Raw genomic sequence first — 25,525 nt, forward strand, 5'->3', positions numbered from 1 at the left:
GTCAGCCCTTGTTGTGCCCCGGCGCGTTCTCCGAGTTGCCGGGCCCGGTGTCGGCCTTGGTGTCGGCCTTCGTGTCGGCCTTCGGGTCGGTGGAGGTGCCGTTCGACGTCCCGGCGGCTCCGGCGTCGCCCGCGGGCGTCTGCACCGGCAGCGTCGGCTGGACGCTCGGCTGCGGACCCGTCGTCGGCTCGGCCGGCTGGGACGGCTCGGCGGGCTCCGACGGCTGCTGCTCGGCCGGTTCGGAGGGCTGCTGCTCGGCCGGTTCGGACGGCTGCTGCTCCGCCGGCTGTGACGGCTGCTCGTCCGGCTGGGAGGCCTCGTCCGACGGCTCCTGCTGCGGCTGCTCCGGCGTGGAGGAGGTCGACTGCGTCGGCGCGGGCGTCCCGCCGCCGTTCGCGAAGGCCAGGGCACCGATGATCCCGGCGAGCACCAGCACGCCGACGACCACGAGCGTGATCACCAGTCCGCGTCGGCTCTTCCGCTCCGGCTCCTCCGGTCGGGGTGCGGGCGGCACGGGCGCCGCGGGCGCGCCGCCACCGGTGCCACCTCCGCCGCGCTGGGTACCGAGGACGGTGGTCGCCAGGTCGTCCTGGTCGGAGGCTCGTCCCGCGGGGAGCAGGCGGGTCGCGTCGTCCCCCGGCGCGGTCACGGGCATCGCCTGCGTGGGCGCGCCGTCCCAGGCCTGCGTCGGGGCGTCCATCGCGGCCGTGGCCGCTGCCGCCCCGGCGGCCGCAGCCGCCGCGGTGACGGTACCGGGGCCTCCCGGCAGGAGCTGCGTGGCGGGCTCGACGTCCGCGCGGCCGAGTGCGCGCAGGCGGTCGGCCGCCTCGGCGGCGGTCGGGCGCTCCGCGGGGTCGGTCGCCGTCATGACGTGCAGCAGCGTGCGCCAGGCGGTGGGCAGGTGCGGGTCGATCTCCGGCGAGCGCGTCAGCCGCGCCGTGGCCGACTCGATCGCGCTGCCCGGGAACGGACGGGTGCCGGTCAGGGCCTCGAGCAGCACCAGGCCGAGGGCGTAGACGTCGGACTTGCCGCTGATGGCCTGGGCGGTGACCTGCTCCGGCGCCAGGTAGGCGGCGGTGCCCATCACGGCGCCCGTGCCGGTGACCCGGGCCGCGTCGCGGAGCAGGGCGATGCCGAAGTCGGCGAGCTTCACGTGGGAGCCGTCGGACTCGAGCAGGACGTTCGCGGGCTTGACGTCGCGGTGGACGATGCCCTGCGCGTGCACGGCGGCGAGGCCGTCCGCGATCTGGGCTCCGACGCGCGCCGTGGTGGGGCGGTCGAGGGGCCCTTCGCCGAGCCGCGTGGCGAGGTCGCTGCCGGGGACGAGCTCCATCACGAGGTACGAGTCGCCGTCCGCGTCGTCGAGGGCGGCGTCGTAGAGGGTCACGAGGGACGGGCTGCGCAGGCCGGCGAGGACCTGGATCTCCGCCTCGGCACGGGCACGCTCCCCGTGGTCGACGGCGCCCATCCGGAAGACCTTGACCGCGACCTCGCGCCCGAGCTGCTCGTCGACCGCGCGGTACACCGACGCCATGCCCCCGTGCCCGAGGGTGCCTGTGACGCGGTACCTGCCGCCGAAGACCCGTTCTGCCATGCCCGGCAACCTACCGGCAGCACCTGACCACGATGATGTGCACGGCGTGCTAGCCCTCGCGTCGGGCCCGGTCCCGGTCTCGATCTCGGTCTCGGGTGAGTGCCGTCAGGTAGAGCCGGTGTGCCGTGACCACGAGTGCGAGCCAGGCGACGCCGAGCGCCCACGCGGCCAGCACGTCGGTGAGCCAGTGGTGCCCGAGGAACACGCGGGACACCCCGACGGACAGCACGAACAACGACCCGACGACGATGGTCGTCACCCGGGTCACCCGTCGGGACTGCCGCAGGATGAGCAGGTAGACGATCGTCCCGACGATGACCGTGGCGTTGAGCGTGTGTCCGGAGGGGAACGACGGCGAGTGCTCGTACGGCGGCACGGCGTCGGCGCGCGGCGGACGGGCGCGGCCGATCAGGTCCTTGCCGGCGATGGTCATGAGGAGCGACCCGCCACTCGCGGCGACGAGCAGCACGACGGGCGTCCACCGGCGACGCTGGATCGTGAAGCCGACCAGGAAGGCGATCGCCACGATGGGCATCCCGATCGTCCCAGCGACGTTCGTCCACCAGGTCACCACGGTGTCGAGGCCGGGCGTCCGCACGGACATCATCCAGTCGAGCACGGGGCGGTCGAGCACGGCGACGTCGTCGGCCTCACGGACGGCGTCGTAGACCTCGGACGCGAGCAGGGTGGCCAGCGCGGCGATCGCGATGCCGATGAGCAGCGTGACGACGAGCACCGGGAGCGCGCCGAAGCGGTGCCCGAGCCGCACCGACGCCTCGGCCGAGGCCCGACCGGCCGGGGTGCGCCACGTGGTGAGGTCGACGTCCCCGAGCGTCCGGTCGGCCTGCTCCGGGTGCCCGGGTTCACGTGCTCGTTGCTCGCTGTCCATCTCCCCAGCGTGCCCGCCCCCACCCGAGAGCCCGCGCGCGGTCCCGCCCGGTGCCGCACGGTGGCCTCGCACCGTGCGCGCTCCCCCAGCTGGTGCGAGCTCGGCCACCCCGTGCGCGGACACCACGGCGCACCACGTGGCCGAGCTCGCACCGGCCACCTGCGCCCCGCACCCGAACGGACGGCGGACGGCGGACGGCGGTGTTCGAATCGGGCGCTGACGGATCCGGTTCTCGGACCCCGAGGATCGCGAACCAGATCCGTCAGCGCGACGAACGAAAACGGACAGGCGGACGGGCGGACGGGCGGACGGACGGACAGGCGGATAGGCGGACGGGCGGACGGGCGGACGGGCGGACGGGCGGACGGGCGGACGGGCGGACGGGCGGACGGGCGGACGGGCGGACGATGGTTTCCGGATCTGCCGGTGACCGATCCGGTTCTCGAACCCCGAGGATTGCGAACCAGATCCGTCATCGCCGCGAACGAGAACCGCCCGTCGGCCGCACACGACCCCGATCGACGGTGCTCGCGCCGCCGTTGTCATCATCGTCCCCCTCGACGCGCGGATCAGATGGGCGGACGGGCCGGGGAACGGTGAAACGGGGGAACGGACGGGCGGACGGTGGCGTTCGGATCTGCCGGTGACGGATCCGGTTCCCGGACCCCGGGGATCGCGGACCAGATCGGTCATCGCCGCGAACGAGAACCGGCGGTCGGCCAGCACCCGACCGGCGGGTCCCGTCAGTCCTTCGCGCTGCCGTAGTCGTCGACCACGGAGACCGACAGCGGGAACGTGATCGGGAAGGTGCCGAACAGGATCCTCCCGGCGTCGACCGCCGCCGCCGCGACCTGCTCGGCGACCCAGGCGGCATCGGCTGCGGGTGCGTGCACCACGATCTCGTCGTGCACGAAGAACACCAGGTGGGCGCCGTCTCGCAGGGGCCCCTGCCACCGGGCAGCGAGCCGCGTGCGCAGGGACGCCATCCACGACAGCGCCCACTCGGCTGCCGTGCCCTGCACGACGAAGTTCCGCGTGAACCGCCCCCAGCTCCGCGCCCGGGACTCCACGGCGCGCTGCATCGCCGGGGTGCCCTCGACGCTCCACGCGCGGTTCCTGGCCTCGAACCACGAGGCCTCGGGCACCGGTGACGTCCGCCCGAGCCGCGTCGTCACGGGCTCACCGCGCTCCCCCGCCCGCGCCGCCTGCTCGACGAGCTCCAGCGCCCGGGGGAACGCCCGCGCGAGTCTCGGCACGAGTCGCCCGCCCTCGCCCTGGGTGGCGCCGTACATCGCGCCGAGCATCGCGCCCTTGGCCTGCTGCCGGGTCTCGACCGCACCCGAGGCCACGACCCCGTCGTAGAGGTCCCGCCCGTCACCCGCCGAAGCCATCGCGAGGTCGCCCGCCATCGCGGCGAGCACCCGCGGTTCGAGCTGTGCGGCGTCGGCCACGACGAGCTTCCACCCGGCGTCGGCGACCACGGCGGCCCGGACGGCCTTGGGCAGCTGCATCGCCCCGCCGCCGTTCGCGGCCCACCGCCCGGTCACGACCCCGCCGACTGCGTACTCCGGGTGGAAGCGGCCGTCCTGCACCCACTCGTCGAGCCACGACCAGCCGTTGGCGGTGAGCAGCCGGTACAGGCGCTTGTACTCGAGCAACGGTTCGATCGCGGGGTGCTCGAGCTGCTGGAGCTCCCACTTGCGGGTGCTCTCGACGACGAGTCCCGCACGACGCAGGGACCGCAGCACCTCGGCGGGCGAGTCCGGGTTCAGCGCGGGGTCGTCGAGCCGGGCGCGCAGGACGTCGGCGATCTCCTCGAGTCGGCGCGGCCGGACCCCGTACGGCACCCGGGGCCCGAGGGTGTCCTCGAGCAGCCGTTCGTGCACGTCGACGCGCCACGGCAGCCCGCCGAACCGCATCTCGGCGGCGACGAGGGACCCTGCGGACTCCGCCGCGAGCAGCAGCCGGAGCGCCCCGGGGTCGGTGGCCCCGGCCACGGCCGCGAGCTGCGCCCGGAGTTCTGCCACCGGGTCGGCGTCGTCGTCGGCACGGCCGCTGCCGAACAGCGCGTCGTCGAAGAGCTGCGTCTGGGTCGCCGGTCGAGCGGCGCGTTCCAGCGGAGCGGCCTGGTCCCACGGCCCCGCCGGCGCCTGCTGCAGGGCCGACCCCCGTGCGGCGAGCGCTGCCCGCAGGATCCGGTGGCCGAGGCGCAGGTCGACGCAGCGGGCGACGCGACCGCCCGCTGCGAGCACGGCCGGGTACCACCGCGCAGTGTCGTCCCACACCCAGCGCACACCGGTCGCCTCGTGCTGCGCGACGAAGGCCGGGAGGCTCGGCTCGGCGATCCGCGTCGGCTCGCCCTGCGGGGTCCCCGAGTCGGTCAGGGGCGTCGCGAGGACGTCGCCGTCGACGCGACTGAGGACGAGGTGCACGCACCGATCATGCCGTGCCCCACCGTCGTCAGCGTCCCGGGTGCTCCGCGGCGTGGCCGTCGGGGTCGCCCGGGCGGACGGCAGCGCTGTCCGCGACGTCGATGCGCACGGTGCCGTCGTCGAGTTCATCGACCTCGACACGGGGGGCCTCGTCGTGGGCATCCGACCCGGACATCCGGCGCAGGGTGTCGTGTCGCCGCTCGTCGAAGGTCATGTCGACGCCGTCGTCGAGGTGGTCGCGGTCCGCTTCGCTCATGCCGAGGACGGTACCCCGACGGGCGCGGTGCCGGTGCGTTCCGTCCAGTGCCCGCCGGCCGCCCACCGCTCGTGCACCGCGGTCTGCACGCGGCCGCGCGGGACGGCGCGCCGAGCGGCGTCGAGGTCGGTGCCGAAGACGAACTTGGCGGCGCTGTCGTCGCCCTCCTCCTCGTCGTGCGGCTCGGGCGGCAGCAGGGCGAAGCGCTCGGCGAACCGGACCAGGTTGGCCTCGGGCCCGAGCGCGGTCGCGAGCCCCGGGTCGAGGGTCCAGGAGCGGCAGCTCCACACGGTCGCCTCGTGCTCGGGCGCCAGCCGACGGAGCACGTCCGGCGCGGCGGCGAACGACTGCGCGCAGGCCTCCGGGTCGAGCGGGCCGGTCTCGGGGACGTGCACGCCCCACGCGGGCGTGCCGTCGGGCAGGTGGGTGCCGACCTCGAACTGGAGGCGCCCCACGGCCACCACGCGCCCGGTCACGATCCCGCAGAACCAGCCCATCCCGGTGCCGGTGATCCCGTACCGGTCACGCTTCCGGGGCACGTCCGCGATGCTCGCGTCCGCCTGCGCTGCCGTCAGCCCGTGGGCGACGAGCCACGCGCGGGTCGTCGGCAGGACCGCGAGGACCGCGGCGAACCCGAGCTCGTCCTGCTCGGCCGCCGGGGCGTGCGCGACGCTCGCGGCGAGCGCCTGCGCGGTCTCGTCGGGGTCCTGGTCGGAACCGACGGCGGCCGCGAGGAGCGTGACGGAGGCGGGGAGGGCCTCCAGGCTGGACGTGTCCGCCACCGGTCCCGTCCCTACTTCAGTCCGGACGAGGCGAGCCCGTCGATCACGCGACGCTGGAGCACGATGAACATGATCAGCACCGGCGCCATCGCCATCAGGCTGGCGGCCATCAGCACCGGGTAGTTGACGGTCCGGTCGCTCGACAGCGTCGCGAGCCCGGCGGCCAGGGGCATCGACTCGGCGCGGGTGGACACCACGAGGGGCCAGAGCAGTTCGTTCCACGACCAGAGCACGGTGGTGATCGCGAGGACGCTCATCGACGGCCGCGCCAGGGGCAGCATGATCCGCCAGAACGTCTGGAACGGGTTCGCGCCGTCCATGCGGGCGGCCTCCTCGAGCTCGGCCGGCATGTTCAGGAACGCCGTCCGCATCAGGAAGGTGCCGAACGCGCTGAACAGGCCCGGCGCGACGATCCCGGCGAGGGTGTCGAGCCAGCCGAGGCCCTGCACGATCTGGTACTGCGAGATCAGGTACACCTGCGACGGCACCAGCAGGATCGACAGCACGATCCCGAGGATGAGCCCCCGGCCCTTGAACCGCATGCGCGCGAAGGCGTAGCCGGCGAAGGTGCAGAGGATGATCTGCACGACGGTGCGGATCAGCGTGACCCAGACGCTCGTCGCGAGCTGGCTGAGGAACGGCAGCCGCTCGAACACCTGCGCGAAGTTCTGCCACTGCAGCTGCCCCGGCCAGAACACCGGCGTCGGCGAGGTCACCTGCGCGTTGGTCGACAGCGCCATGATGATCTGCCAGATGAACGGGAACGCCATGACGAACCCGCCGACGCCGAGCACGACGTGGATCCACCAGTGGCTGCCCTGCCGCCGACGGGGGCCGGAGCGGGTGCGGGTCCTGGTGCGGCTGGACGCCTTGGTGGCGACGGCGGCCTTGGTGCCGGTGGCGGCGATGATGCCGGTCATGACTGGACCCACTTCTTCTGGACGCGGAACTGGATGACCGTGATGATGCCGATCAGCAGGAAGATGACCATCGCGATCGCGGCCGCGAAGCCCTTGTCACCGTCGACGAACCCGGAGTTGTAGAAGTAGAAGACGAGGGACATCGTCTTCGGGATCACCGGGTTCAGCGGGCCGAGGATCGCGTAGAGCAGGTCGAACAGCTGGAAACTCGAGATCGTCGTGACGATGAGCACGAAGAAGATGCTCGGGCTGAGGAGCGGCACGGTCACCGAGTGGAACTGGCGCCACCGGCTGGCTCCGTCGAGCTCGGCCGCTTCGTACAGCTCCGGCGGGATGTCCTTGAGACCGGCGCCGAGGATGATCATCGAGAAGCCGAGGGACGACCACAGCCCGACCAGGGAGACGGCGACGAGCGCGAAGCCCGGGGTGGAGATCCAGTACGGGCCCTGGATGCCGAACAGGCCGAGGAACGAGTTCACGATGCCGAAGTCACCGTTGAACATGATGCGCCACACCAGAGCGATCGCGGCCGGCATCGCCACGTAGGGCAGGAAGAAGAGCACGCGGTAGAACTGGGCGAAGCGCAGACCCGGGGTGTTCAGCAGGCTCGCGAGCCACACCGCGATCGGGATGCCGAGCAGGACGATCACCGTGTAGATGACCGTGTTGAGCAGCGACTGGTAGAGCTGCGGGTCGGAGACCAGGCGGACGTAGTTCGCGATGCCGGTGAAGCTCGACCCGCCGAACACCCCCCAGCTGGTGAACGAGTAGTAGAACGTCTGGATGATCGGCCAGATGAAGAACGTGCCGACGCCGATGAGCAGCGGCAGGACGAACAGCCACGGCCAGAAGCCGTCGGTGCGCGGGGCACCTGCGCGGCGGGCGTCCGGAGTCGTCGGGGGCGGGGACGCCTGTGCGGCGTCACGGTTCTGGGTGGTGGTCGTCATCGGGTCGCTCCTCGGCCAGGGCGGTCGGATCGGGTGCTGCGGGTGGGTCGTCGCAGGCAGTGGGTCGTCACCCGCGGGTGGACCCGGGGGACGTGGGACGCGGGACGGTCGACCGGCCGGGGATCAGGCCCGGCCGGTCGACCGGTGCCGTCACTCCTTGGCGAGTGCCGCGTCCATCTTGGTGGCCAGCTGCTTCGCGACCTGGTCCACCGGCTTCGAACCGTCGAACGCGCTCGGGAGCAGGTTCGTCTCGAGGGTGTTCCACGCGGCGGTGTTCTTCGACACCGGCAGCGGCTTGGCGTACTTCACCGCGTCGAGGAAGACCTGCAGGTCGGCGTCCGGCATGGTCTTCGTGAAGGCGTCCTGCGTCCCGGTGTAGGCGGGGATGATCGCGCCCATGTCGCCCTGCTGCTGCTGGGCGGGCTTCGACGCCATGTAGGCCTGCAGTGCCTGCGCGGCGGCCTTGTTCTTCGAGGCCTCGGCCACGACGTTCGAGACGCCGTGGATGACCGTGGCCTGCTCCTTGCCCTTCGGCAGCGGGTAGGCGACGACGTCCTTCTCGATGTCGGTGCCGATCAGCGCGGAGCGGAACCAGCTGCCGCCCTGGTACATCGCGACCTTGCCGGAGGTGAACCACTGGTCAGCGGTGGTGTCGGTCAGCTGCTGCATCGTGGGCGATGCACCGGACTTGATGAGGTCGGTCCAGTAGGCCAGCCCGGCCTCGGCGGCCTTCGAGTCGTACTCCGACTGCTTGCCGTCGATGACGGACCCGCCGGCCTGGAAGATCGTGTCGTAGTACGTGGTCTGGCCGTCCATGCCCGCGGCGGCACCGTAGGCGCCCTGGCCCTTCAGCTTCGCGGAGAGCTCGGCACCGGTCTTCTGGAAGTCGTCCCAGGTCCAGTCCTTCGACGGCATCGGGACGCCGGCCTGCTCGAACAGCGACTTGTTCATCCACACGCCGATGGTGTCGAAGTCCTTCGGGACGCCGTACTGCTTGCCGTCGTACGTGTAGAGCTTGTTGAGCGCCGAGGAGTAGTTCTTGGGGTCGATCGCACCGGACTTGACCTCGTCGGTGATCGGGGCGAGCTTGCCGTTGCCTGCGTACAGCTGGAAGTTCGGGCCGTTCATCCAGAACAGGTCGGGCAGCGTGTTGCTCGAGCCCTGCGTCTGCAGCTTCGTGAAGTAGCTGGCGTACGGGGTGACGTCGACGTTGACCTTGATGTCCGGGTACTTCTCGTTGAAGCCCTTGATGTTGGCCTTGATCGCCTTCACCTGGTTCTGGTCCCAGACGGCGTACGTCAGGTCGGCCTTGGTGTCCTTCGCGACCTCGCCGGAACCCCCGGAGCTGCCGGAGGACGAGGTGCTGCAGCCGGCGAGCAGCGCGACGGCGCTGACGGCGGCGGCGAGACCGAGCAGTGCGCGGCGTCGGCCGCGGCCCGTGCGGGCGGTGGGAGCGGTCATCGGGTGGTCCTTTCGGGAACGGAGGTGGTCGCGAAGTGCCGGAGGGTCGCCTCGGGCAGCGTGGGGACGTCGATCGGCTCGGAGCCGTTGCGGAGCGACCGGGTGGCGAGGGCGCCGGCGGCGACCGCTGCGCGTGCCGCGACGGGCGACAGGGTGGTCGGTTCACCGAGGGCGACGGCGCGCAGGAACTCGGTCATCGTGAGCAGGTCGGCGTCGCTGTGGCCGTCCTCGACCCCGTCGATCGGGTACTCGACGTCGCCCTGGACGTCCCAGTTGCGTCGGTGGTTCCAGACCTTGACCACGCCGCCACCGGTGTCACCGATGTTCTCGAGGCGCCCGTGCGTGCCGATCACGGTGTAGTTCCGCCAGTAGTCCGGCGTGAAGTGGCACTGCTCGTAGCTGGCCTGCACGCCGTTGTCGAGCGTCATCATCACCATCGAGACGTCCTCGACGTCGACGACGGGGTTGAGTCCGGTCTGCTCGGCCGGCGGCCAGTTGTCGAACGAGAACCAGTCGGTCATCAGCTCGTCGCTGCGGTCGCGGCGGTCGGTCACGTCGCCGTAGACCGACAGCGAGCCCATGCCCACGACGCGGCTGGTGTAGCCGCCGGCGAGGGCGTGGATCACGTCGAGGTCGTGGCTGGCCTTCTGCAGGAGCAGCGAGTTGACCTTGGTGCGGTCGGCGTGCCAGTCCTTGAAGTAGTAGTCGCCGCCGTTGCCGACGAAGTGGCGGACCCAGACGGCCTTGACCTCGCCGATCTCGCCGCGCTCGATGACCTGGCGCATCAGGCGCACCACGGCGGCGTGCCGGAAGTTGTGCCCGACGTAGAGCGGGGTGCCGGTCTCGGCGGCCGTGTTGAGCACCGCGTCGGCGTCCTCGACCGTGATGGCGAGGGGCTTCTCGAGGTAGACGGCGATGCCCGCGCGGAGCAGGTCGGTCGCGATCTCGGCGTGGGTCCAGTCCGGCGTGGTGACGATCGCGGCGTCCACGAGCCCTGCCAGGGCCCGGTGGTCCTCCACCACCTGCGCGTCGGGGTACTCGGCATGGCCGCGCTCCCGCCCTGCGGCGGTGACGTCCACGACGGCCGTGATGCGGGCCTCCAGGTCGGATGCGGACGCGACCGCGTCGGCGACGTGACGGGCGATGTACGACCGCTGACCCATCCCGATCACCGCGACGCGGAGGCCTTCGTTCGTGTTGACGGTCATCTCGCTCCCTTGCGTGATTGTGACGGCAATGATGCCAAATCGATCATGGATGCACAATATGCGATCACAGATCGCTCACGGAAGCGAGATGCAAGGGTTTAACACGCCGGTAACGTCCGCGGCGCGACAGCGCGCGCCAGGGCGCCGCAGCGCGAGCGAGCCGGGAGGCCCGGTGTCAGTCCGCGACGACGAGCTCCACCCCGGCGGCGGCCAGGTCGGTCGCGAACGCCGGCGGGACCGGCTGGTCCGTCACGAGCACGTCGATCCGGTCGAGCGGGCAGATCCGCGCGAACGTGGAGCGCTCGACCTTGGTGGAGTCGGCCACGACGATCACCCGTCGGCCGACGGAGGCGAAGTGGCGGCTCACCTCGGCCTCGCCCTCGTGCATGGTGGTGGCGCCGTACTGCCCGGTCAGGCCGTCGACCCCGAGGACGACGACGTCCAACGCGAACTCGTCGAGGGTGTCGCGCACCAGCGGGCCGATGAGCTCGTAGGACTGGCGCCGCGCGACGCCCCCGGTGACCACGATCTTGACGTTGGCCCGGACGGACAGCTCGTACCCGATGTTGAGCGCGTTCGTGACGATCGTGATGCCGTACTCGCCGTCGGCACGGATGAAGCGCTCGCTCTTGCCGAGCTCCCGCGCCACCTCGGTCGTCGTCGTGCCGCCGTTCAGGCCGACGGTGTCGCCGGGCGCCACGAGGGCGGCCGTGGCCCGGGCGATGGCGGTCTTCGCCTCGGCCTGGCGGGCGATCTTGTACTGCAGCGGCAGCTCGTAGCCGGCACCCAGCGCAGCGGCCCCGCCGTGGGTGCGCGTGACGAGGCGCTGGTCGGCGAGCGTGGCGAGGTCGCGGCGGGCGGTCGCCGCCGAGATCCCGAGCACGTCGCCGATCTCGGAGATCGACACGTTGCCCCGGTTGCTCACGAGTTCGAGCAGGGCGTTGAGCCGCTGTTGCGGAGTCATGGGGGCCATCCTACGGGCGGCAGAACCACCGGTCTTGATCGGAAATGACGTTTTGCCCTCGCTTCGAGCACGATCGCTCGCTATGCTCCCAACCACGTCGATCATCCCGGATCGACTCACGGATCGGAAGGCCCTCATGACCGACACCTTCGTGAGCGAAGAGCTCGCGTCGCAGCCGGAGACGTGGCGCGCTGCTGCGGCCCTGCTGCCCTCGTTCGTCGACTCCCTCCCCCAGCCCGGCGAGCGCGTGGCCGTCGTCGGCTGCGGCACCAGCTGGTTCATCGCCATGAGCTACGCCGTCGCCCGTGAGCAGGCCGGGCTCGGCGTCACCGACGCCTTCGCCGGCTCGGAGTACCCGACCGGTCGCGAGTACGACCGCGTCGTCACCATCAGCCGTTCGGGCACGACGACGGAGATCGTCTCGCTGCTCGCCGCACTGCCGACCCAGCGCACCGTGCTCATCACCGCGGTCGCCGACAGCCCCGCGGCCGCCGAGGCCGACGACGTCATCGCCCTGCCGTTCGCCGACGAGCGCAGCGTCGTGCAGACCCGCTTCGCCACCACGACGCTCGCACTGCTGCGCGCGTCGATCGGCGACGACGTCGACGCCCTCGCCGCCCAGGCGGAGACGGCGCTCACGCTCCCGATCGACGACCTGCTCGACGCCGAGCAGGTGTCCTTCGTCGGCCGCGGTACCGCCGTGGGCCTGACGTTCGAGGCAGCGCTCAAGACGCGCGAGGCCGCGCAGTTCTGGGCCGAGTCGTACCCGGCGATGGACTACCGCCACGGGCCGATCGCCATCGCGCAGCCGGGCCGTCTGGTCTGGTCGCTCGGCGAGTCGCCCGAGGGCCTCGAGGACGAGGTCGCCGCCACCGGTGCCCGCTTCGTCCGGCACGAGCTCGACCCGATCGCCGGGCTCGTCGTCGTGCACCGGTTCGCCGTCGCCCTGGCCGAGCGCCGCGGTCTCGACCCGGACCACCCGCGGTCGCTGACCCGTTCGGTCATCCTCACCTGATGCGCTCGACGGGGCTGGTGCTCGGGGTCGACGTCGGCGGCACGGGCATCAAGGCCCGGCTCACCGACGCGGCGGGCACGGTGCTCGGCGAGCACCGCGTCCCGACCCCGCGTGCCGACCCCGACGCCGTGCAGCTCGCCGCGGTGGTCGCCGAGCTGGCGGCCACCGCGGTCGGCGCGGCGCACTCCGGTGGGGTCGCCGTCGACGCCGGGCTCGACGCCGTCGGGGTCGTCGTGCCCGGGGTCGTCGACGAGGCCACCGGGGTGTCCGTGCTCGCCGTGAACCTCGGCTGGCAGGGCGTCCCCGTCCGTTCCCGCATCCACGCAGCACTCGCCGCCCGCGGTGTCGACGTCCCGGTGGCGTTCGGCCACGACGTCCGCGCCGGTGCCCTCGCCGAGACACGTCCCCTGGCTGGCGCGTCCCAGCCCCTCGACCGCGGGTCCGTGGGCTTCGTGCCCGTCGGCACCGGGCTCGCCAGCGCCCTGGTCGTCGACGGCGCGGTCGTGTCCGGCGGCGGGTGGGCCGGCGAGATCGGACAGGTGCGCATCCAGCACGGTCCGCACGCCGGACTCCGCGTCGAGGAGATCGCCTCCGCGGGGGCCGTCGCCCGCCGTGCCGGGACGGCGTCCGCCCACGCGGCGATGCTCCGCGTCCAGCAGGGCGACCCGGTGGCGACCGCCGTGTGGCACGAGTGCGTCGACGTGCTCGGCGAGGCGATCGCCTGGATCACCGCCGTGGCCGGCTGTCACGCCGTCGTCGTCGGTGGCGGCCTGGCCGAGTCCGGCGCGATGCTGCTCGACCCGCTCCGCACAGCCGTGGCCGACCGGCTCGTCGGACTCCGACCGCCGACGCTCCTGCCCGCGCGGCACGGCGACGCCGCCGGGGCCATCGGTGCCGGGCTGCTCGCGCGGGACCTCCTCGACACGCTCGCGGTGGTCGGGAACCCCACGGGCGGTCCGGCATGACCGCCCGCGACCTCGTCGTCCCCGGGTTCGTCGACCTGCACGTCCACGGAGCCCTCGGCCACGACTTCGCCAGCTGCTCCGCCGACCAGGCCCGTGCCGCCGTCGCCCACCACGCCAGCCGCGGCACCACCACGATGGTGGCCTCGATCGCCACCGGGACGCCCGACGCCACCGTGGCCGCACTCCGGCGGCTCGGACCACTCGTCGACGAGGGCGTGCTCGCCGGTCTGCACCTCGAAGGGCCCTGGTTGTCGCCGGCCCGCCGCGGTGCGCACGCCGCCGAGCTCCTGCACGCCCCGACCCCGGCGGAGGTCGACACGTACCTCGACGCCGCCGCCGGCACGCTCCGCGTCGTGACGCTCGCCCCGGAGCTGCCGGGTGCCCTCGACGCCGTCGCACGCCTGACCGCGGCGGGGGTCGTCGTCGCGATCGGCCACACCGACGCCGACGCCGACACCGTGACCCGCGCGGTCGACGCCGGCGCCCGGCTCGTCTCCCACGTCTTCAACGGCATGCCGCCGCTGCACCACCGCGCGCCCGGTCCGGTCGGGGTCGCCCTGACCGACCCGCGCCTGCACGTCGAGGCGATCGTCGACGGACACCACCTCGACGACGTCACCGTGGACCTGGTCCGCCGCAGCACCGGGGGCCGGATGGTCCTGGTGTCCGACGCGATGGCGGCCACCGGCTGCGACGACGGACGGTACCGGATCGCCGGGTCGGACGTCGTCGTGTCCGACGGGGTCGCCATGCTCGCCGACGGGTCGTCCCTGGCGGGCAGCACGAGCACGGTGCTCGACGGGTTCCTGCGCCTGCTGGCGGCGGGGACGTCGCTGGACGAGGCCGTGGCCGCGAGCTCCGGACGGGCGCTGGCGCTCCTCGGGCTGCCGGCGAGCCCCGCCCGCATCGTGGTCGACACGACCACCGCCAGTGTCCGCCCACACACCGAGGTGTCCGCATGATCGTCGTCGTCACCCCGAACCCGGCCGTCGACGTCACCTACCGGGTCGACGAGCAGCGCGTCGGCACGACCCAGCGCGTGCGGTCCGTCGACCGGCTGCCGGGTGGCAAGGGCCTCAACGTCGCGCGGGTCCTGGCGGGCGAGGGCGTCGAGACGCACTCGGTCCTGCCGCTCGGCGGGAGCGCGGGTGCCTGGGTCGCGGACGCCGTCGCCGCCCTCGGGCTGGCCGCCACCGCCGTGCCGGTCCCCGGCGAGACCCGCACCACGGTCACGGTCGTCGACGACCACGCGCACCCGACGATGTTCGGCGAACCGGGCCCGTCCGTGCCGCCTGACGCCTGGCTCCCCGTGGACCAGGCCGTCCGGGCGCTGCTCCCGACCGCCGAGGCCCTCGTGGTCTCCGGCTCGCTGCCCGTCGGCACTGCGCCCGGGGTCGTGACGCCGTGGATCGCCGACGCCGTCGCCGCGGGCGTGCTCGTCGTCGCCGACTGCTCGGGGCCCGCGCTCCTGGCCGCGGCCGATGCCGGTGTCACGGTCTGCAAGCCCAACCGCGAGGAGCTCGCCGAGGCCACCGGATTCCCGGACGAACGCGACGGGGCCCTCGCGCTGCTCGACCGCGGCGCCGGCATGGTCGTCGTCTCCCGGGGCGCTGACGGCATCGCTGCCCACACCCGGACCGAGGTCGTCGAGGTACCAGCCGTCCCCGGCGTCACCGGCAACCCCACGGGCGCGGGCGACGCGGCCACGGCTGGACTCGTGCTGGCGCTCACCCGGGACGTTCCCGCACCCGACCGCCCGGCCGCCGTCGACTCCGCCGACCTCACCACCGCCCTCCGCACCGCCGCAGCGTTCGGCGCCGCCGCCGTCCTGCGCCCCGTCGCTGGCGAGGTCGACCGCGCTGCCGTCCACCGATTCCTGACCGACACCGAACCGACCCGGAGCACCGCATGACCATCGACCTCGCCCTCACCGGACTGCTCGACTCGGCCCGCTCGACGCGCCACGGCGTCGGCGCCTTCAACGTCGTCCTGCTCGAGCACGCCGAGGCGATCGTCGCCGGCGCCGAACACGCGGGCCTGCCCGTCATCCTGCAGATCAGCGAGAACTGCGTCCGCTACCACGGCGGCCTCGCCCCGATCACGACCGCGACCCAGGCGATCGCCCGCGCGGCTGACGTCGAGGTCCTCGTGCACCTCGACCACATCGAGGACGTCGACCTGGTCGCCGAGGGCATCGCACTCGGCGTCGACTCGGTCATGTACGACGGCTCGCACCTGGACTACGACGCCAACGTCGCCGCCACGAAGGTCCTGGCCGAGCGCTGCCACCGCGCGGGCATCGCGCTCGAGGCCGAGCTGGGCGAGGTCGGCGGCAAGGACGGCGTGCACGCACCCGGCGTCCGCACCGACCCGACCGACGCGGCGGCATTCGTCGCGGCGACCGGGGTCGACGCCCTGGCCGTCGCCGTGGGCACCTCGCACGCGATGCAGACGCGAGAGGCCGCGGTGGACCGCGACCTCGTCGCCCGCCTGCGCGACACCGTCCCGGTGCCGCTCGTGCTGCACGGGTCGTCGGGCCTGTCGGACGAGGAGCTGCAGGGCGCCGTCCGCGCGGGCATGACGAAGGTCAACATCTCCACGCACCTGAACGGGCTGTTCACCCGGGCGCTCCGCGCGGTGCTCGACGAGCGACCGGACGTGGTCGACCCCCGGAAGTACGTGTCGGCTGGGCGGGACGCGATCACGGCCGAGACGAGCCGCCTGCTGACCCTGCTCGCCACGGCCTGACGAGCACCGGCACGACGAGCACCGGCGGCGGCGCGACCCCCGCGCCGCCGCCGTCCGTCACCCCTTGGTCCGGCTGTGCCAGATCGTCGTCGTGCCCTTCCGCAGCACCAGGTCGCCGTTGGTCATCATCCGCAGCGTGACCTTCGCACCACCGGCACGGGACGTCCCGCTCGACCAGGCCTGCTTGCCGAACCGGTCCCAGAGCACCAGGTTGCCGTTCGACTCCATGCGCAGCGACGCACCGGCTCCGCGGCCGCTGACCGCGAGCGCCGTCCGGCTGCCGAGCACCACGCGCATCTGCCCGTCCGCACGGACCGTGAGCCGCCGGTGGCCCGTCGTGTCCCACAGGCTCTGGCCCTGCACGAGCGACGCACCGGTCACCAGCTGGTCGGCCCCGGGTGCGCCGTTGCGCCACAGCACGGTGCTGCCGACCGTCACGCGGACGTCACCGCCGTCCGTGACCGAGAGCACCGGCGTGCCGGCCGCGGTGGTCTTCGTCGTGGTCCAGAGCACCGCGCCCGAGCCCGACCGGACGCTGAGCACGCCGTTCGTGCCGAGCGACAGGGTGTTCCCCGCGCCCGAGGTCTTCGTGGACCACAGCACGCGGCCGTTGCCCCACTCGACGAGGTTGCCGTCCCGCTGCAGGTCGAGCCAGTACTGCCCGTTCGGCGAGTGGATCGAGGTACCAGCAGGCACCGAGGCACCGGACGCCGTGATCGTGGTCGCGGCGGCACCGGCGACGGACGGTCCGGCCGGCGGCGGGCACGAGGCCGCGACGGGCAGGAGCGGTCCGAGCGTCGACCACCGCGGGGTGCCGAGGCCGGTCGCCAGGTCGTGGCCGGCCGTGGCCTTCCAGGTGCCGTTGGTCCCGGTCGTCACGTCGCGGAACGCGGACGGGTTGCCGTACAGGACGGCGTGCAGGTCACCGACGCCCGCGGCGCAGCCCCGAGCGGACAGGGCCGAGGCGAGCTGCCCGGCGACGATCGGCGAGGCCAGGCTCGTCCCACCGCCGTACACGAAGCCGTGCGCCGCGCCGAGGTAGATGCCAGGACCGGTGTTCGGGTCGGCGACCGCGGCGATGTCCGGCACCAGCCGGTTGGTGCCGCTGATGCCGGCACCCGTCTGCCAGGCCGGACGCGGGTACACCGACGAGGTGCCGCCACCGCCGGCGCCGAGGGTGTTCGACCACGCGCTCTCGCTGAAGCCCGTGCCCGCACGACGCAGCGTGGTCCCACCGACACCGACCACGGCGGGCGAGGACGCCGGGTACGAGACGTCCCGGATCGTCGAGCGGGGCCCGGTCGGGCACTGCGCGCCGTCGTCCCCGGTCGCGGCGAAGACCGTCGCGCCGGCGGCGACGACCCGGTCGAGCGCGTCGTCGAGTGCCGCCCGGGCACCGCCGGACATGAGCGACTCGCAGACGCCCCACGAGATGCTCACCGCGGTGATGCCAGCGGGACCGACCTCGTCCGCGATCTGGCTGTACGCCTGGTACATCCCCTGGAACGAGTTCGGCGCGACGTAGACGCGCTGGCGAGCTCCCGGTGCCACGGCGAGCAGGGCCTCCTGGTCGAGCGCGACCTCGGTCTCCCCGCCGCTGCCGTCGGGACGGTGCGCGTCGGCGCCGCCCACGGCGACCTGGTCGAGTGCCGGCACCGGACGCCCCACGGCGGCGGCGTAGGCGGACAGGTCGTTGCGGTCCCAGCCGGAGAACTGCACGGTGGCGACCGTCGCACCCGTGCCGGCGGTGGCGCTCGTCGAGGACGCGTACGCCTTCGCGATGTCGGCCGGTGCGTACCCGGCGGGCACGGCCGCGTGCGACACGGCCGGCCGGGTGTCCAGGCCCAGGACGCCGGTCACCGCTCCGCCGAGCACGCCCGAGAGCACGGGTTCGGTCGCGGGGTGCATCCCGTCGCCGGTGCCGAGGAGCTCGACGCCGAACACGGCCTCGGCCTGCGCGGCCGTGCCGCGGGCCTCGACCTGCCAGGTGTCCAGGTCCGTGACGGTGAAGCCGGCTGCGGTGAGCGTCGCCCGCACCGTGGCGCGGTCGTCGGTCTCCGGTGCGACCTCGGCGACGGCGTCGGCGCGCTCGTCCGTCGTGGCGCCGGTCGTCGTGGTCGGCAGGGCGCGCAGTGCGGCCTGGTCGGTGGGGCGCAGGACGACCGTCAGGTCGACGACCTCACCGTCGGGCGTCGCGCCCGTGGTCGGGTCCGTCGACGTGGGCAGCGTGTGCTCGGGTGCGACCCGGACCGGTGTCGGCGCGGTCGCCGAGGCGCTGGTGGCCGGGACGGCGACACCGACGACGGCGAGCGCCGTGACGATCGCCGCAGCGGTCAGCAGGGACGGGGTACGAGGGGGCATGGGGGGTCGCTCCGTGACTCGGGACGGTGCCCGGTCCGTGGGCGCCGGTCCCCCGATGACGTCAGGGGGACGGTGCACGCTACCCCGCGGTGCAGGCCCGGGTCCTCCCCCAGTTGTGGAGCACGACAGCGGTCCGCCGGACGGCGACGAGCGGCCGGGAGGCTCGGATCACCTCCGCCGCGTCGGTCCGCTCAGCAGAGGGGCACGTTCACCGCGAGCCCGCCCATGGCGGTCTCCTTGTACTTGGTGGACATGTCGGCGCCGGTCTGCCGCATGGTCTCGACGACCTGGTCGAGCGACACGTGGTGCACGCCGTCCCCGCGGAGCGCCATCCGCGCGGCGTTGACGGCCTTGTTCGCGGCGATCGCGTTGCGCTCGATGCAGGGGATCTGCACGAGTCCGCCGATCGGGTCGCAGGTCAGCCCGAGGTTGTGCTCCATCGCGATCTCGGCGGCGTTCTCGACCTGCTCCGGGGTGCCTCCGAGGAGCTCGGCGAGCCCGGCGGCGGCCATCGACGCCGCGGACCCGACCTCGCCCTGGCAGCCGACCTCGGCACCGGAGATCGACGCGCGCTCCTTGTAGATCGACCCGACGGCACCGGCGGTCAGCAGGAACCGGACCACGGCGTCGTCGCGGCGCGCAGGCGTGATGGTCGGCACGTAGGTCAGCGCGTAGAAGAGCACGGCGGGGATGATCCCGGCAGCACCGTTCGTCGGCGCCGTGACGACCCGTCCGCCCGAGGCGTTCTCCTCGTTCACGGCCATCGCGGTCAGGTTCGTCCACTCCATCGCGAAGAGCGGGTCGTGGTGCGGGTCGTCGCGGGTGAGCTCCTCGAACCAGGTCGCGGCCCGCCGCCGGACCTCGAGCCCGCCCGGCAGCGTGCCCGAGCGCCGGACGCTGCGGTCGACGCAGGACTCCATCACGGCGTGGATCTCGAGCAGACCCCGACGGACCTCGTCCTCGGTCCGCGTGGCGGTCTCGTTCGCCATCGCGATGCCGCTGAAGGGCAGACCGGTCGTGGCGCACGCGGCGAGCAGCTCCGCGCCGCTGGAGAACGGGTAGGGCACGGCGTCGACGACCGGGATCGCGGCCTCGGCCACGTCGGCCGGTGCGTCGTCGCCGTCGCGGGTGATGAACCCGCCGCCGACGGAGTAGTACGTCTCCACGGCGAGCTGCGTCCCGGTGTCGTCGAACGCGCGGAGTCGCAGCGCGTTCGGGTGTCGGGGCAGCATGGTCAGCGGGTGCTGCACGATGTCGCCGAGCCGGAACGGGACCACCTGACCGCCGGAGAGGCGCAGCGTGCCCGTCCGCTCGAGGTCCTCGAGGGACTGCGCCATCGCGTCGGGATCGACCGACTCGGGCAGCTCCCCGGTGAGTCCCGCCGCGACGGCCCCGAGCGTGCCGTGGCCCTGGCCGGTGGACGCGAGTGAGCCGTACAGGTCGACGCGGATCGTCACGACCGGCAGCGATGCGACGCGCTCGGCGAACTCGGCCGCGGCCCGCATGGGCCCCACGGTGTGCGAGCTCGACGGGCCGACACCGATGCTGAACAGATCGAAGACGGAGACCGGCACGTCCGCCACCCTAACCCGTCCGGACGGAGCACCTCCCCGAGTCGGCCCCGTCTCCTCGGTGAGATCGCACTTCGTGTCGGGTCGACCGGCGGTGAGCCGACACGAAGTGCGATCTCACGGGGGCCTGGCGGGCGGAACGGGCCAGACGGCGGGGGTCAGGTCAGCGGCGGCGCCCGCCCTCGGCCGGCATCACGATCCACAGGACCACGTAGGTGATCCAGAGCGGGCCGGGGAACAGGCTCAGGATGATCCAGGCGACGCGGACGAACAGCCGCGACCAGCCGAAGCGGTCGGCCAGTCCGGCGCAGACACCCGCGAGGACACGGCCGGAACGAGGACGCATGAGTGAGGTCATGCGGACGACGCTACGGCGTGCGACCGACCGGCAGCAGGCGGATCGCCCCCGGATGTCGGGTGGGGCTGCCCCCACCCGTCGACGTCAGGGGATGAGGACGATCTTGCCGCGGGTGTGGCCCTGCTCAAGCTCCTCGTAGGCGTCCTGCACGCGGTCGAGCGGGTAGGTCGCAGCGACGGGCACCTCGATCTCGCCGTCGGCGACCATCCGGGCGAGTGCCCCGAGGATCTCCGGGTCGGCGGTGTCGACGCTGCCGGAGGTCTTCGCGCCGACCTCGGCCGCGGCCTCGTACGCGATGACCGTCTCGATGCGGTCGGCGGGGATGCCGAGCGCGATGCCGAGGTGCACGTACTCGGCACCGTGCAGGTCGATGAGGGCGTCGATGCCGTTCGTCGCGAGCTCCTGGATGCGCTCCTGCAGCCCGTCGCCGTAGGTCACCGGACGGGCGCCCTTGGCGGCGAGCCACTCGTGGTTCGCCTCGGACGCGATCGCGATGACGTCGATGCCCTCGTTCGTCAGGAGCTGCGTGACGAACCCGCCGACGCCGCCAGCGGCGCCGGAGACCACGACGGTCTCGCCGGCGCGGGGGTCGACCGCGCGCACGGCGGCGGCCGCGGTGGTCGCGATCACGTCGAGCCCGCCGGCGACGTTCCAGTCGAGCAGGCGGGGCTTCTGGACGACCTGGCCGGCCGGCACGGACACGTACTCGGCGTGGCTCGCGCGGTCCCAGGACCAGCCGATGACCTCTTCGCGCTCGTCCACGCCGTCGACGCCCTCGCCGACCGCGACGACGATGCCGGCGAAGTCGGTGCCCTGGCCGGACGGCAGCTTCGACGGGTCCTCGCCGTCGAACAGGCCCTGACGGATCGCGGACTCCCCCGGGTTGATCCCGGCGGCGCGCACGCGCACGAGCACCCGTCCGGGCTCGACGGCAGGCACGGGGACCTCGTCGACGCGGAGGACGCTCCGGTCTCCCCACTGGTCGAAGCGGACGGCTCGCATGGTCTCAGGCAGATCGCTCATCGTCCGCGACCCTACGCTGCTCCCCCGTCCGCAGGCGTGAGCGACATCCAGTGGACCGCTCCATCGCCGCACCCGTGGGAGACTGGCCGCATGCCCATCCTCCACAAGGACATGCAGGTGTGCATGTCGCTCGCGGCCCGTCCGAGCAACATCGGCACCCGGTTCCACAACTACCTGTACGACGAGCTCGGGCTGCAGTTCATCTACAAGGCGTTCACGACGACCGACCTGCCCGGCGCGGTCGCGGGCATCCGGGCGCTCGGCATCCGCGGCTGCTCCGTGTCGATGCCGTTCAAGGAGGCGGTCATCCCCCTCGTCGACGTCATCGAGGACTCGGCCGCCGCGATCCAGTCCGTCAACACGGTCGTGAACGACGGCGGCGTCCTCACGGCGTCGAACACCGACTACGAGGCCGTCGCGGCACTCCTCGCCTCCCACGACGTCGACCCGACAGCACGCGTGCTGCTGCGCGGCTCCGGCGGCATGGCGAAGGCGGTCACGGCGGCGTTCCGCGGCGCCGGCTTCGACCACCTCACCGTGGTCGCCCGCAACGAGGAGACCGGCCCGGCCCTCGCCGAGCAGTACGACTACGCCTGGGCACGGACCGAGGCGGACGCCGGCGACGCCGACCTGCTCGTCAACGTCACGCCGCTCGGCATGGACGGCGACCAGGCGGAGACCCTCGCCTTCGACCAGGCCCGCGTGGACGCGGCCCACACGGTCTTCGACGTGGTCGCCTTCCCCTCGGAGACCCCGCTGGTGCGCGCCGGCCGTGCGGCCGACAAGCACGTCATCACGGGTGCCGAGGTGATCGCCCTGCAGGCGGCCCGCCAGTTCGAGCGGTACACGGGCGTCGCCCTCACCGACGACCAGGTGCGGCGCGCGAGCGAGTTCAGCCGGGCTCTGTAGCCAGCTGAGACGCAGACTGGAGGCTCGTGACGGCGCCGCCACGAGCCTCCAGTCGGTGGTCAGCCGTTCTGTTCGCGACCCGTCGCGACCCAGCCGAGCCGGCGGATGCTCTCGTGGTTGCGGAACCAGATGCCGGGCTGCGCGATGAAGCCGGGGACGAGGGAGCCGGGGCCCCGGACAGGGTTCTCCCGCAGGGTGACGCGGCTGCCGCGGGGGTGGGGTTCGACCTCGACCTCGACGCGGGCCTCGCCGACCGGCCAGCCGCGCGCCTGGATCACCATGCGACGAGGCTCGTCGTACTCGAGCACCGTCGTGGTGTCGTTGATCACGAACGGCCAGATGCCGAACGAGTGGTGGATCTTCGTGCCGACCGCTGGCCAGCCCCGGTCCTCGCCCCGCATCCGGGACGCGCCGACCACCCACGTGGGGTAGAGCCAGCCGTCGCGGAGCACGTCGAAGACGGCCTGCGGCGAGCAGTGGAAGATGCGGACGTTCTTGGCCATGGTGGTTCAGTCCTCCGGGGTGAGGTCGACGTCCTCCGGCAGCCCGAAGGTGTGCCGCAGGGCGCTCTTGGCGGCGTGCCACCCGGCCATGCCGTGCACGCCGGGCCCCGGGGCGGACGCCTCGGAGCAGAGGTACATGCCGCCGCCCATCCGCCACGGGTCGCTCGAGAGGACCGGGCGCTTGACGAGCTGCCAGAAGCTGGCGGCACCGGCGGCGATGTCGCCGCCGACGTAGTTGGGGTTGTACTCGGCCATCTGCACGGCCGTGCGCGCGCTCGACGCCAGGACCGTGTCGCGGAAGCCCGGGGCGAAGCGCTCGATCTGGCGGGTGACCATCTCGGTCGGGTCGACGTCCGAGCCCGCGGGCACGTGCGCGTACGCCCAGAAGACGTGCTTGCCCTCCGGAGCTCGGCTCGGGTCCACGACGGTGGGTTCGGCGCCCAGGACGTACGGTCGCTCGGCGTGCTGCCCGCGGGCCACGGCTCCCTCGGCCTCGGCGATCTCGGCCCGGGTGCCGCCGATGTGCACGGTGCCCGCGCGCCGCAGCTCCGCGTTCGTCCACGGCACGGCGTCCGACAGCGCGAAGTCGACCTTGGCGGCGGCGTTGCCGAATCGGAAGCGTCGCAGCGCACCACGCTTCGGCGTCGGGATCTGCTTGCCGGCGATCCGGAGCATCCCCGGGACGCTCGTGTCGAACAGCACCGCCTTGGCTGGAGTCAGGTCGGCGAGCGACCGGACCTCGTGGCCGGTCGTGATCGTGCCGCCGTGGGCGACGAGGTCCGCGGCGAGCGCGTCGACGATCGCCTGGCTGCCACCGATCGGCACCGGCCAGCCCCTGGCGTGGGCGTAGGAGCCGAGCGACAGGGCCGCGGCGGCGGTGGACAGCGAGGGCAGGTGCTGGATCGAGTGGGCTGCGACGCCGGAGACCATGGCCGGGGCGGTGTCCCCGCGGAACCGCAGGTTCCAGGCGGCGCTGCCCTGCTCGAGCGCCCGCAGGCCGAAGCGCAGCACTGTGAGCGGGTGCCGCGGGACGTGCAGCAGGGCGTCGGTGGCGAAGTCGGCGACCTGGTCGGCGTTGCGCGCGAGCGGTGCCATCAGGTGCCGGAACGCGGGGCCGTCGACGCCGAGCTCCGCGGCGGTGCGGTCGAGGTCCTGGTACGCGATGCCCGCGCGGCCGCCGTCGAGCGGGTGGCCGTACTGGACCTCCGGCAGGCGGAGCTCGATGCGGTCCTCCATCCGGAAGCGCCGGAAGAACTCGGACTGCAGCGCCATCGGGTGCACGGCGGAGCAGACGTCGTGCAGGAACCCGGGCAGCGTGAGCTCCGACGTGCGGGCACCGCCGCCGATCGTGTCGTTCCGCTCGACGACCTCGACGGACAGTCCCGCCCGCGCGAGCGTCACCGCTGCGGCGAGTCCGTTCGGCCCCGCCCCGACCACCACCGCATCGACCATGCGTCGAGCCTAGGACCGGCTGGCTCGGTGCACTCGGAGCGGGCGGGTCAGATCACGGCCCGACCGCGGTCAGCTGCGCGCGGTGTCGGCATCCGACGCGTCCGTGCCCTCGTCGCCGGCGTCGGCGTCGTCGGGCTCGTCGGTGTCCTCCACCGCGTCAGGCCCCGAGCCGACGGGGTGTTCCGCGAGCAGCGCCGCGAAGTCCTCGTCGAGCATCTGCTGCACGCGGTCATCCCGGCCGATCTCGTAGCCCTCGGTCGGCCGCTGCGCCCAGCCGAGGCGCCCCACGACCGTCGTGCCGATGTCGTCCCAGGCGCGGGCCCGGGCGGCGAGGACGATGCGGTCGACGAAGCCCTTGTCGTCCCGACGCTGCTCGAGCATGTTGGCGAGCTGGTCGTAGGTGGCCTCGCGCGTGCGGAGCTTGAGGTCGTCACCGCGGCGGTAGTCGTGCTGGTGCTTCGACCGGCCCTTCTGCTTCATCGCCTTCGAGCGGATCTCCCGCATGCGCTCGGCGTCGCCACGCTGCTCGGTCGCCATGCGGAGGAGTTCCTCGCGCGTGGCCTCGGCTGCGACGGCGTGGTCGAAGTACCCGTTCTCCCGCAGGGACGTCGTGATGATCCGGTTCGCCACCGCGATGACGATCGCCGCGCGCGAGATGAGGAAGCCCTCGTCCACCGCTCGCTTCAGCTCGACCTGGCTGATGGGTCGCTCGGTCGAGGTCTTGCTGCGCCGTCCGAACAGAGCCATGCCGGGAACGATACCGGCGTCCGGTGTCCGTCAGCCCGCAGGTGGACCCGGATCACCGCCTGGAGGGACGACTCGCCTCGACCGCGTCCGTAGCGTCGTCGACATGCTCACCGCACCCGAACCCACCCGTACCGGACTCGGCACCGCCAGCCTGGTGCTGGGCATCTGCTCACTGCTCGCCGGGTGGACGTTCTTCGCCCCGATCGTCGGGCTCTGCCTGGGGATCGCCTCGCTCCGGAAGGAGCCCGCCGCCCGGGGCCGCGCGGGCTGGGGCGTCCTGCTCGCCGTCGTCGCCCTGGCGATCTGGGTCGTGCTGCTGGTGCTCGCCGTCGGCGCCCACACGTTCGCGCTCTGGCAGCGGTCCGTGCACGGCTCCTGACCGGGCGCCGCACGAGTCGCGCCCCACCCCGGCCGTCGCGC

24 protein-coding genes are annotated in these 25,525 nt (G+C 73.0%); 7 read left to right on the plus strand and 17 right to left on the minus strand.

The window, feature by feature from the left end; all coding sequences use genetic code 11:
• Position 1: 1 nt before the first annotated feature.
• From ITJ54_RS06050 to ITJ54_RS06095, 10 genes are all read right to left on the minus strand, one after another.
• Entirely contained in the window at positions 2 to 1,594 is a 1,593-nt protein-coding gene (locus ITJ54_RS06050; protein WP_194626580.1) for a serine/threonine-protein kinase, read from the minus strand.
• Positions 1,595 to 1,643: 49 nt separating this feature from the next.
• Positions 1,644 to 2,483: a phosphatase PAP2 family protein gene (locus ITJ54_RS06055; RefSeq protein WP_194626581.1), complete on the minus strand. Its 840-nt coding sequence runs from the start codon at positions 2,481 to 2,483 to the stop codon at positions 1,644 to 1,646.
• Positions 2,484 to 3,226: 743 nt separating this feature from the next.
• Positions 3,227 to 4,915 carry a bifunctional 3'-5' exonuclease/DNA polymerase gene (locus ITJ54_RS06060; RefSeq protein ID WP_194626582.1) on the minus strand — a complete coding sequence of 563 codons (1,689 nt, stop codon included), beginning with the start codon at positions 4,913 to 4,915 and terminating at the stop codon, positions 3,227 to 3,229.
• Positions 4,916 to 4,943: 28 nt separating this feature from the next.
• A complete protein-coding gene (locus tag ITJ54_RS06065) occupies positions 4,944 to 5,171 on the minus strand; it encodes a hypothetical protein (protein ID WP_194626583.1) in 228 nt (75 codons plus the stop codon).
• On the minus strand, positions 5,168 to 5,953 hold the full coding sequence (locus tag ITJ54_RS18245) for a hypothetical protein (protein ID WP_194626584.1): 786 nt from the start codon (positions 5,951 to 5,953) through the stop codon (positions 5,168 to 5,170). Before ITJ54_RS18245 ends, ITJ54_RS06065 begins: the two co-directional genes overlap by 4 nt.
• A gap of 11 nt (positions 5,954 to 5,964) precedes the next feature.
• Entirely contained in the window at positions 5,965 to 6,873 is a 909-nt protein-coding gene (locus ITJ54_RS06075; RefSeq protein WP_194626585.1) for a carbohydrate ABC transporter permease, read from the minus strand.
• Entirely contained in the window at positions 6,870 to 7,820 is a 951-nt protein-coding gene (locus ITJ54_RS06080; protein ID WP_194626587.1) for a carbohydrate ABC transporter permease, read from the minus strand. The genes ITJ54_RS06075 and ITJ54_RS06080 overlap by 4 nt, the downstream gene beginning before the upstream one ends.
• Positions 7,821 to 7,970: 150 nt before the next feature.
• A complete protein-coding gene (locus tag ITJ54_RS06085; RefSeq protein WP_194626589.1) occupies positions 7,971 to 9,281 on the minus strand; it encodes an ABC transporter substrate-binding protein in 1,311 nt (436 codons plus the stop codon).
• Entirely contained in the window at positions 9,278 to 10,489 is a 1,212-nt protein-coding gene (locus ITJ54_RS06090; RefSeq protein WP_194626591.1) for a Gfo/Idh/MocA family protein, read from the minus strand. The genes ITJ54_RS06085 and ITJ54_RS06090 overlap by 4 nt, the downstream gene beginning before the upstream one ends.
• Before the next feature lie 175 nt (positions 10,490 to 10,664).
• The gene (locus ITJ54_RS06095; RefSeq protein ID WP_194626593.1) at positions 10,665 to 11,453 is read right to left on the minus strand and encodes a DeoR/GlpR family DNA-binding transcription regulator; all 789 of its coding nucleotides are present in this window, start codon (positions 11,451 to 11,453) and stop codon (positions 10,665 to 10,667) included.
• A 136-nt stretch (positions 11,454 to 11,589) separates the two neighbouring features.
• On the opposite strand from ITJ54_RS06095, the gene ITJ54_RS06100 reads away from it, so the two are divergent.
• The 5 genes from ITJ54_RS06100 to ITJ54_RS06120 are packed head-to-tail and all read left to right on the plus strand — an operon-like array spanning position 11,590 to position 16,181.
• Positions 11,590 to 12,468, plus strand: coding sequence for an SIS domain-containing protein (locus tag ITJ54_RS06100; RefSeq protein WP_194626595.1), 879 nt, complete (start codon positions 11,590 to 11,592; stop codon positions 12,466 to 12,468).
• The gene (locus ITJ54_RS06105; RefSeq protein ID WP_194626597.1) at positions 12,468 to 13,433 is read left to right on the plus strand and encodes an ROK family protein; all 966 of its coding nucleotides are present in this window, start codon (positions 12,468 to 12,470) and stop codon (positions 13,431 to 13,433) included. Before ITJ54_RS06100 ends, ITJ54_RS06105 begins: the two co-directional genes overlap by 1 nt.
• Complete coding sequence (locus ITJ54_RS06110) at positions 13,430 to 14,395, plus strand: N-acetylglucosamine-6-phosphate deacetylase (protein ID WP_194626599.1); 966 nt, start codon at positions 13,430 to 13,432, stop codon at positions 14,393 to 14,395. Before ITJ54_RS06105 ends, ITJ54_RS06110 begins: the two co-directional genes overlap by 4 nt.
• Complete coding sequence (locus ITJ54_RS06115) at positions 14,392 to 15,345, plus strand: 1-phosphofructokinase family hexose kinase (RefSeq protein ID WP_194626601.1); 954 nt, start codon at positions 14,392 to 14,394, stop codon at positions 15,343 to 15,345. The genes ITJ54_RS06110 and ITJ54_RS06115 overlap by 4 nt, the downstream gene beginning before the upstream one ends.
• The gene (locus tag ITJ54_RS06120; RefSeq protein WP_194626603.1) at positions 15,342 to 16,181 is read left to right on the plus strand and encodes a class II fructose-bisphosphate aldolase; all 840 of its coding nucleotides are present in this window, start codon (positions 15,342 to 15,344) and stop codon (positions 16,179 to 16,181) included. The genes ITJ54_RS06115 and ITJ54_RS06120 overlap by 4 nt, the downstream gene beginning before the upstream one ends.
• Before the next feature lie 57 nt (positions 16,182 to 16,238).
• On the opposite strand, the gene ITJ54_RS06125 is transcribed toward ITJ54_RS06120, so the two are convergent.
• The 4 genes from ITJ54_RS06125 to ITJ54_RS06140 form a co-directional block, all read right to left on the minus strand.
• The gene (locus ITJ54_RS06125) at positions 16,239 to 18,542 is read right to left on the minus strand and encodes a S8 family serine peptidase (protein WP_194626605.1); all 2,304 of its coding nucleotides are present in this window, start codon (positions 18,540 to 18,542) and stop codon (positions 16,239 to 16,241) included.
• Between the two features lie 191 nt (positions 18,543 to 18,733).
• Positions 18,734 to 20,116: an L-serine ammonia-lyase gene (locus tag ITJ54_RS06130; protein WP_194626606.1), complete on the minus strand. Its 1,383-nt coding sequence runs from the start codon at positions 20,114 to 20,116 to the stop codon at positions 18,734 to 18,736.
• 160 nt (positions 20,117 to 20,276) lie between these two features.
• Positions 20,277 to 20,471 (minus strand): PspC domain-containing protein, encoded by a 195-nt coding sequence (locus ITJ54_RS06135; protein WP_071276996.1) that lies wholly within the window; start codon positions 20,469 to 20,471, stop codon positions 20,277 to 20,279.
• A gap of 84 nt (positions 20,472 to 20,555) precedes the next feature.
• Positions 20,556 to 21,494, minus strand: coding sequence for an NADP-dependent oxidoreductase (locus ITJ54_RS06140; RefSeq protein WP_228508699.1), 939 nt, complete (start codon positions 21,492 to 21,494; stop codon positions 20,556 to 20,558).
• A gap of 90 nt (positions 21,495 to 21,584) precedes the next feature.
• On the opposite strand from ITJ54_RS06140, the gene ITJ54_RS06145 reads away from it, so the two are divergent.
• Entirely contained in the window at positions 21,585 to 22,403 is an 819-nt protein-coding gene (locus ITJ54_RS06145; protein ID WP_194626608.1) for a shikimate 5-dehydrogenase, read from the plus strand.
• A gap of 59 nt (positions 22,404 to 22,462) precedes the next feature.
• On the opposite strand, the gene ITJ54_RS06150 is transcribed toward ITJ54_RS06145, so the two are convergent.
• The 3 genes from ITJ54_RS06150 to ITJ54_RS06160 all read right to left on the minus strand — a co-directional run bounded on the left by ITJ54_RS06150 (position 22,463) and on the right by ITJ54_RS06160 (position 25,105).
• Entirely contained in the window at positions 22,463 to 22,906 is a 444-nt protein-coding gene (locus tag ITJ54_RS06150; protein ID WP_194626610.1) for an SRPBCC family protein, read from the minus strand.
• A 6-nt stretch (positions 22,907 to 22,912) separates the two neighbouring features.
• Complete coding sequence (locus tag ITJ54_RS06155; RefSeq protein WP_194626612.1) at positions 22,913 to 24,358, minus strand: phytoene desaturase family protein; 1,446 nt, start codon at positions 24,356 to 24,358, stop codon at positions 22,913 to 22,915.
• Positions 24,359 to 24,427: 69 nt separating this feature from the next.
• Complete coding sequence (locus tag ITJ54_RS06160) at positions 24,428 to 25,105, minus strand: hypothetical protein (RefSeq protein ID WP_194626614.1); 678 nt, start codon at positions 25,103 to 25,105, stop codon at positions 24,428 to 24,430.
• A 103-nt stretch (positions 25,106 to 25,208) separates the two neighbouring features.
• Between ITJ54_RS06160 and ITJ54_RS06165 the strand changes: the two genes are divergently transcribed.
• Positions 25,209 to 25,484, plus strand: coding sequence for a hypothetical protein (locus ITJ54_RS06165; protein WP_194626616.1), 276 nt, complete (start codon positions 25,209 to 25,211; stop codon positions 25,482 to 25,484).
• The last annotated feature ends 41 nt before the right edge of the window (positions 25,485 to 25,525 follow it).

It is taken from the genome of Curtobacterium sp. VKM Ac-2865, from assembly GCF_015350905.1.
Classification (GTDB): Bacteria; Actinomycetota; Actinomycetes; order Actinomycetales; family Microbacteriaceae; genus Curtobacterium.

Bases quoted from the DNA above. Each gene is read 5' to 3' on its own strand.
- ITJ54_RS06125 (WP_194626605.1), bottom strand. From the start codon at position 18,542: ATGCCCCCTCGTACCCCGTCCCTGCTGACCGCTGCGGCGATCGTCACG.
- ITJ54_RS06075 (WP_194626585.1), bottom strand. From the start codon at position 6,873: ATGACCGGCATCATCGCCGCCACCGGCACCAAGGCCGCCGTCGCCACC.
- ITJ54_RS06150 (WP_194626610.1), bottom strand. From the start codon at position 22,906: ATGGCCAAGAACGTCCGCATCTTCCACTGCTCGCCGCAGGCCGTCTTC.
- ITJ54_RS06055 (WP_194626581.1), bottom strand. From the start codon at position 2,483: ATGGACAGCGAGCAACGAGCACGTGAACCCGGGCACCCGGAGCAGGCC.
- ITJ54_RS06160 (WP_194626614.1), bottom strand. From the start codon at position 25,105: ATGGCTCTGTTCGGACGGCGCAGCAAGACCTCGACCGAGCGACCCATC.
- ITJ54_RS06090 (WP_194626591.1), bottom strand. From the start codon at position 10,489: ATGACCGTCAACACGAACGAAGGCCTCCGCGTCGCGGTGATCGGGATG.
- ITJ54_RS06100 (WP_194626595.1), top strand. From the start codon at position 11,590: ATGACCGACACCTTCGTGAGCGAAGAGCTCGCGTCGCAGCCGGAGACG.
- ITJ54_RS06085 (WP_194626589.1), bottom strand. From the start codon at position 9,281: ATGACCGCTCCCACCGCCCGCACGGGCCGCGGCCGACGCCGCGCACTG.
- ITJ54_RS06155 (WP_194626612.1), bottom strand. From the start codon at position 24,358: ATGGTCGATGCGGTGGTGGTCGGGGCGGGGCCGAACGGACTCGCCGCA.
- ITJ54_RS06135 (WP_071276996.1), bottom strand. From the start codon at position 20,471: ATGACCTCACTCATGCGTCCTCGTTCCGGCCGTGTCCTCGCGGGTGTC.
- ITJ54_RS06080 (WP_194626587.1), bottom strand. From the start codon at position 7,820: ATGACGACCACCACCCAGAACCGTGACGCCGCACAGGCGTCCCCGCCC.
- ITJ54_RS06105 (WP_194626597.1), top strand. From the start codon at position 12,468: ATGCGCTCGACGGGGCTGGTGCTCGGGGTCGACGTCGGCGGCACGGGC.
- ITJ54_RS06110 (WP_194626599.1), top strand. From the start codon at position 13,430: ATGACCGCCCGCGACCTCGTCGTCCCCGGGTTCGTCGACCTGCACGTC.
- ITJ54_RS06120 (WP_194626603.1), top strand. From the start codon at position 15,342: ATGACCATCGACCTCGCCCTCACCGGACTGCTCGACTCGGCCCGCTCG.
- ITJ54_RS06140 (WP_228508699.1), bottom strand. From the start codon at position 21,494: ATGAGCGATCTGCCTGAGACCATGCGAGCCGTCCGCTTCGACCAGTGG.
- ITJ54_RS06095 (WP_194626593.1), bottom strand. From the start codon at position 11,453: ATGACTCCGCAACAGCGGCTCAACGCCCTGCTCGAACTCGTGAGCAAC.
- ITJ54_RS06145 (WP_194626608.1), top strand. From the start codon at position 21,585: ATGCCCATCCTCCACAAGGACATGCAGGTGTGCATGTCGCTCGCGGCC.
- ITJ54_RS06115 (WP_194626601.1), top strand. From the start codon at position 14,392: ATGATCGTCGTCGTCACCCCGAACCCGGCCGTCGACGTCACCTACCGG.
- ITJ54_RS06050 (WP_194626580.1), bottom strand. From the start codon at position 1,594: ATGGCAGAACGGGTCTTCGGCGGCAGGTACCGCGTCACAGGCACCCTC.
- ITJ54_RS06165 (WP_194626616.1), top strand. From the start codon at position 25,209: ATGCTCACCGCACCCGAACCCACCCGTACCGGACTCGGCACCGCCAGC.
- ITJ54_RS06065 (WP_194626583.1), bottom strand. From the start codon at position 5,171: ATGAGCGAAGCGGACCGCGACCACCTCGACGACGGCGTCGACATGACC.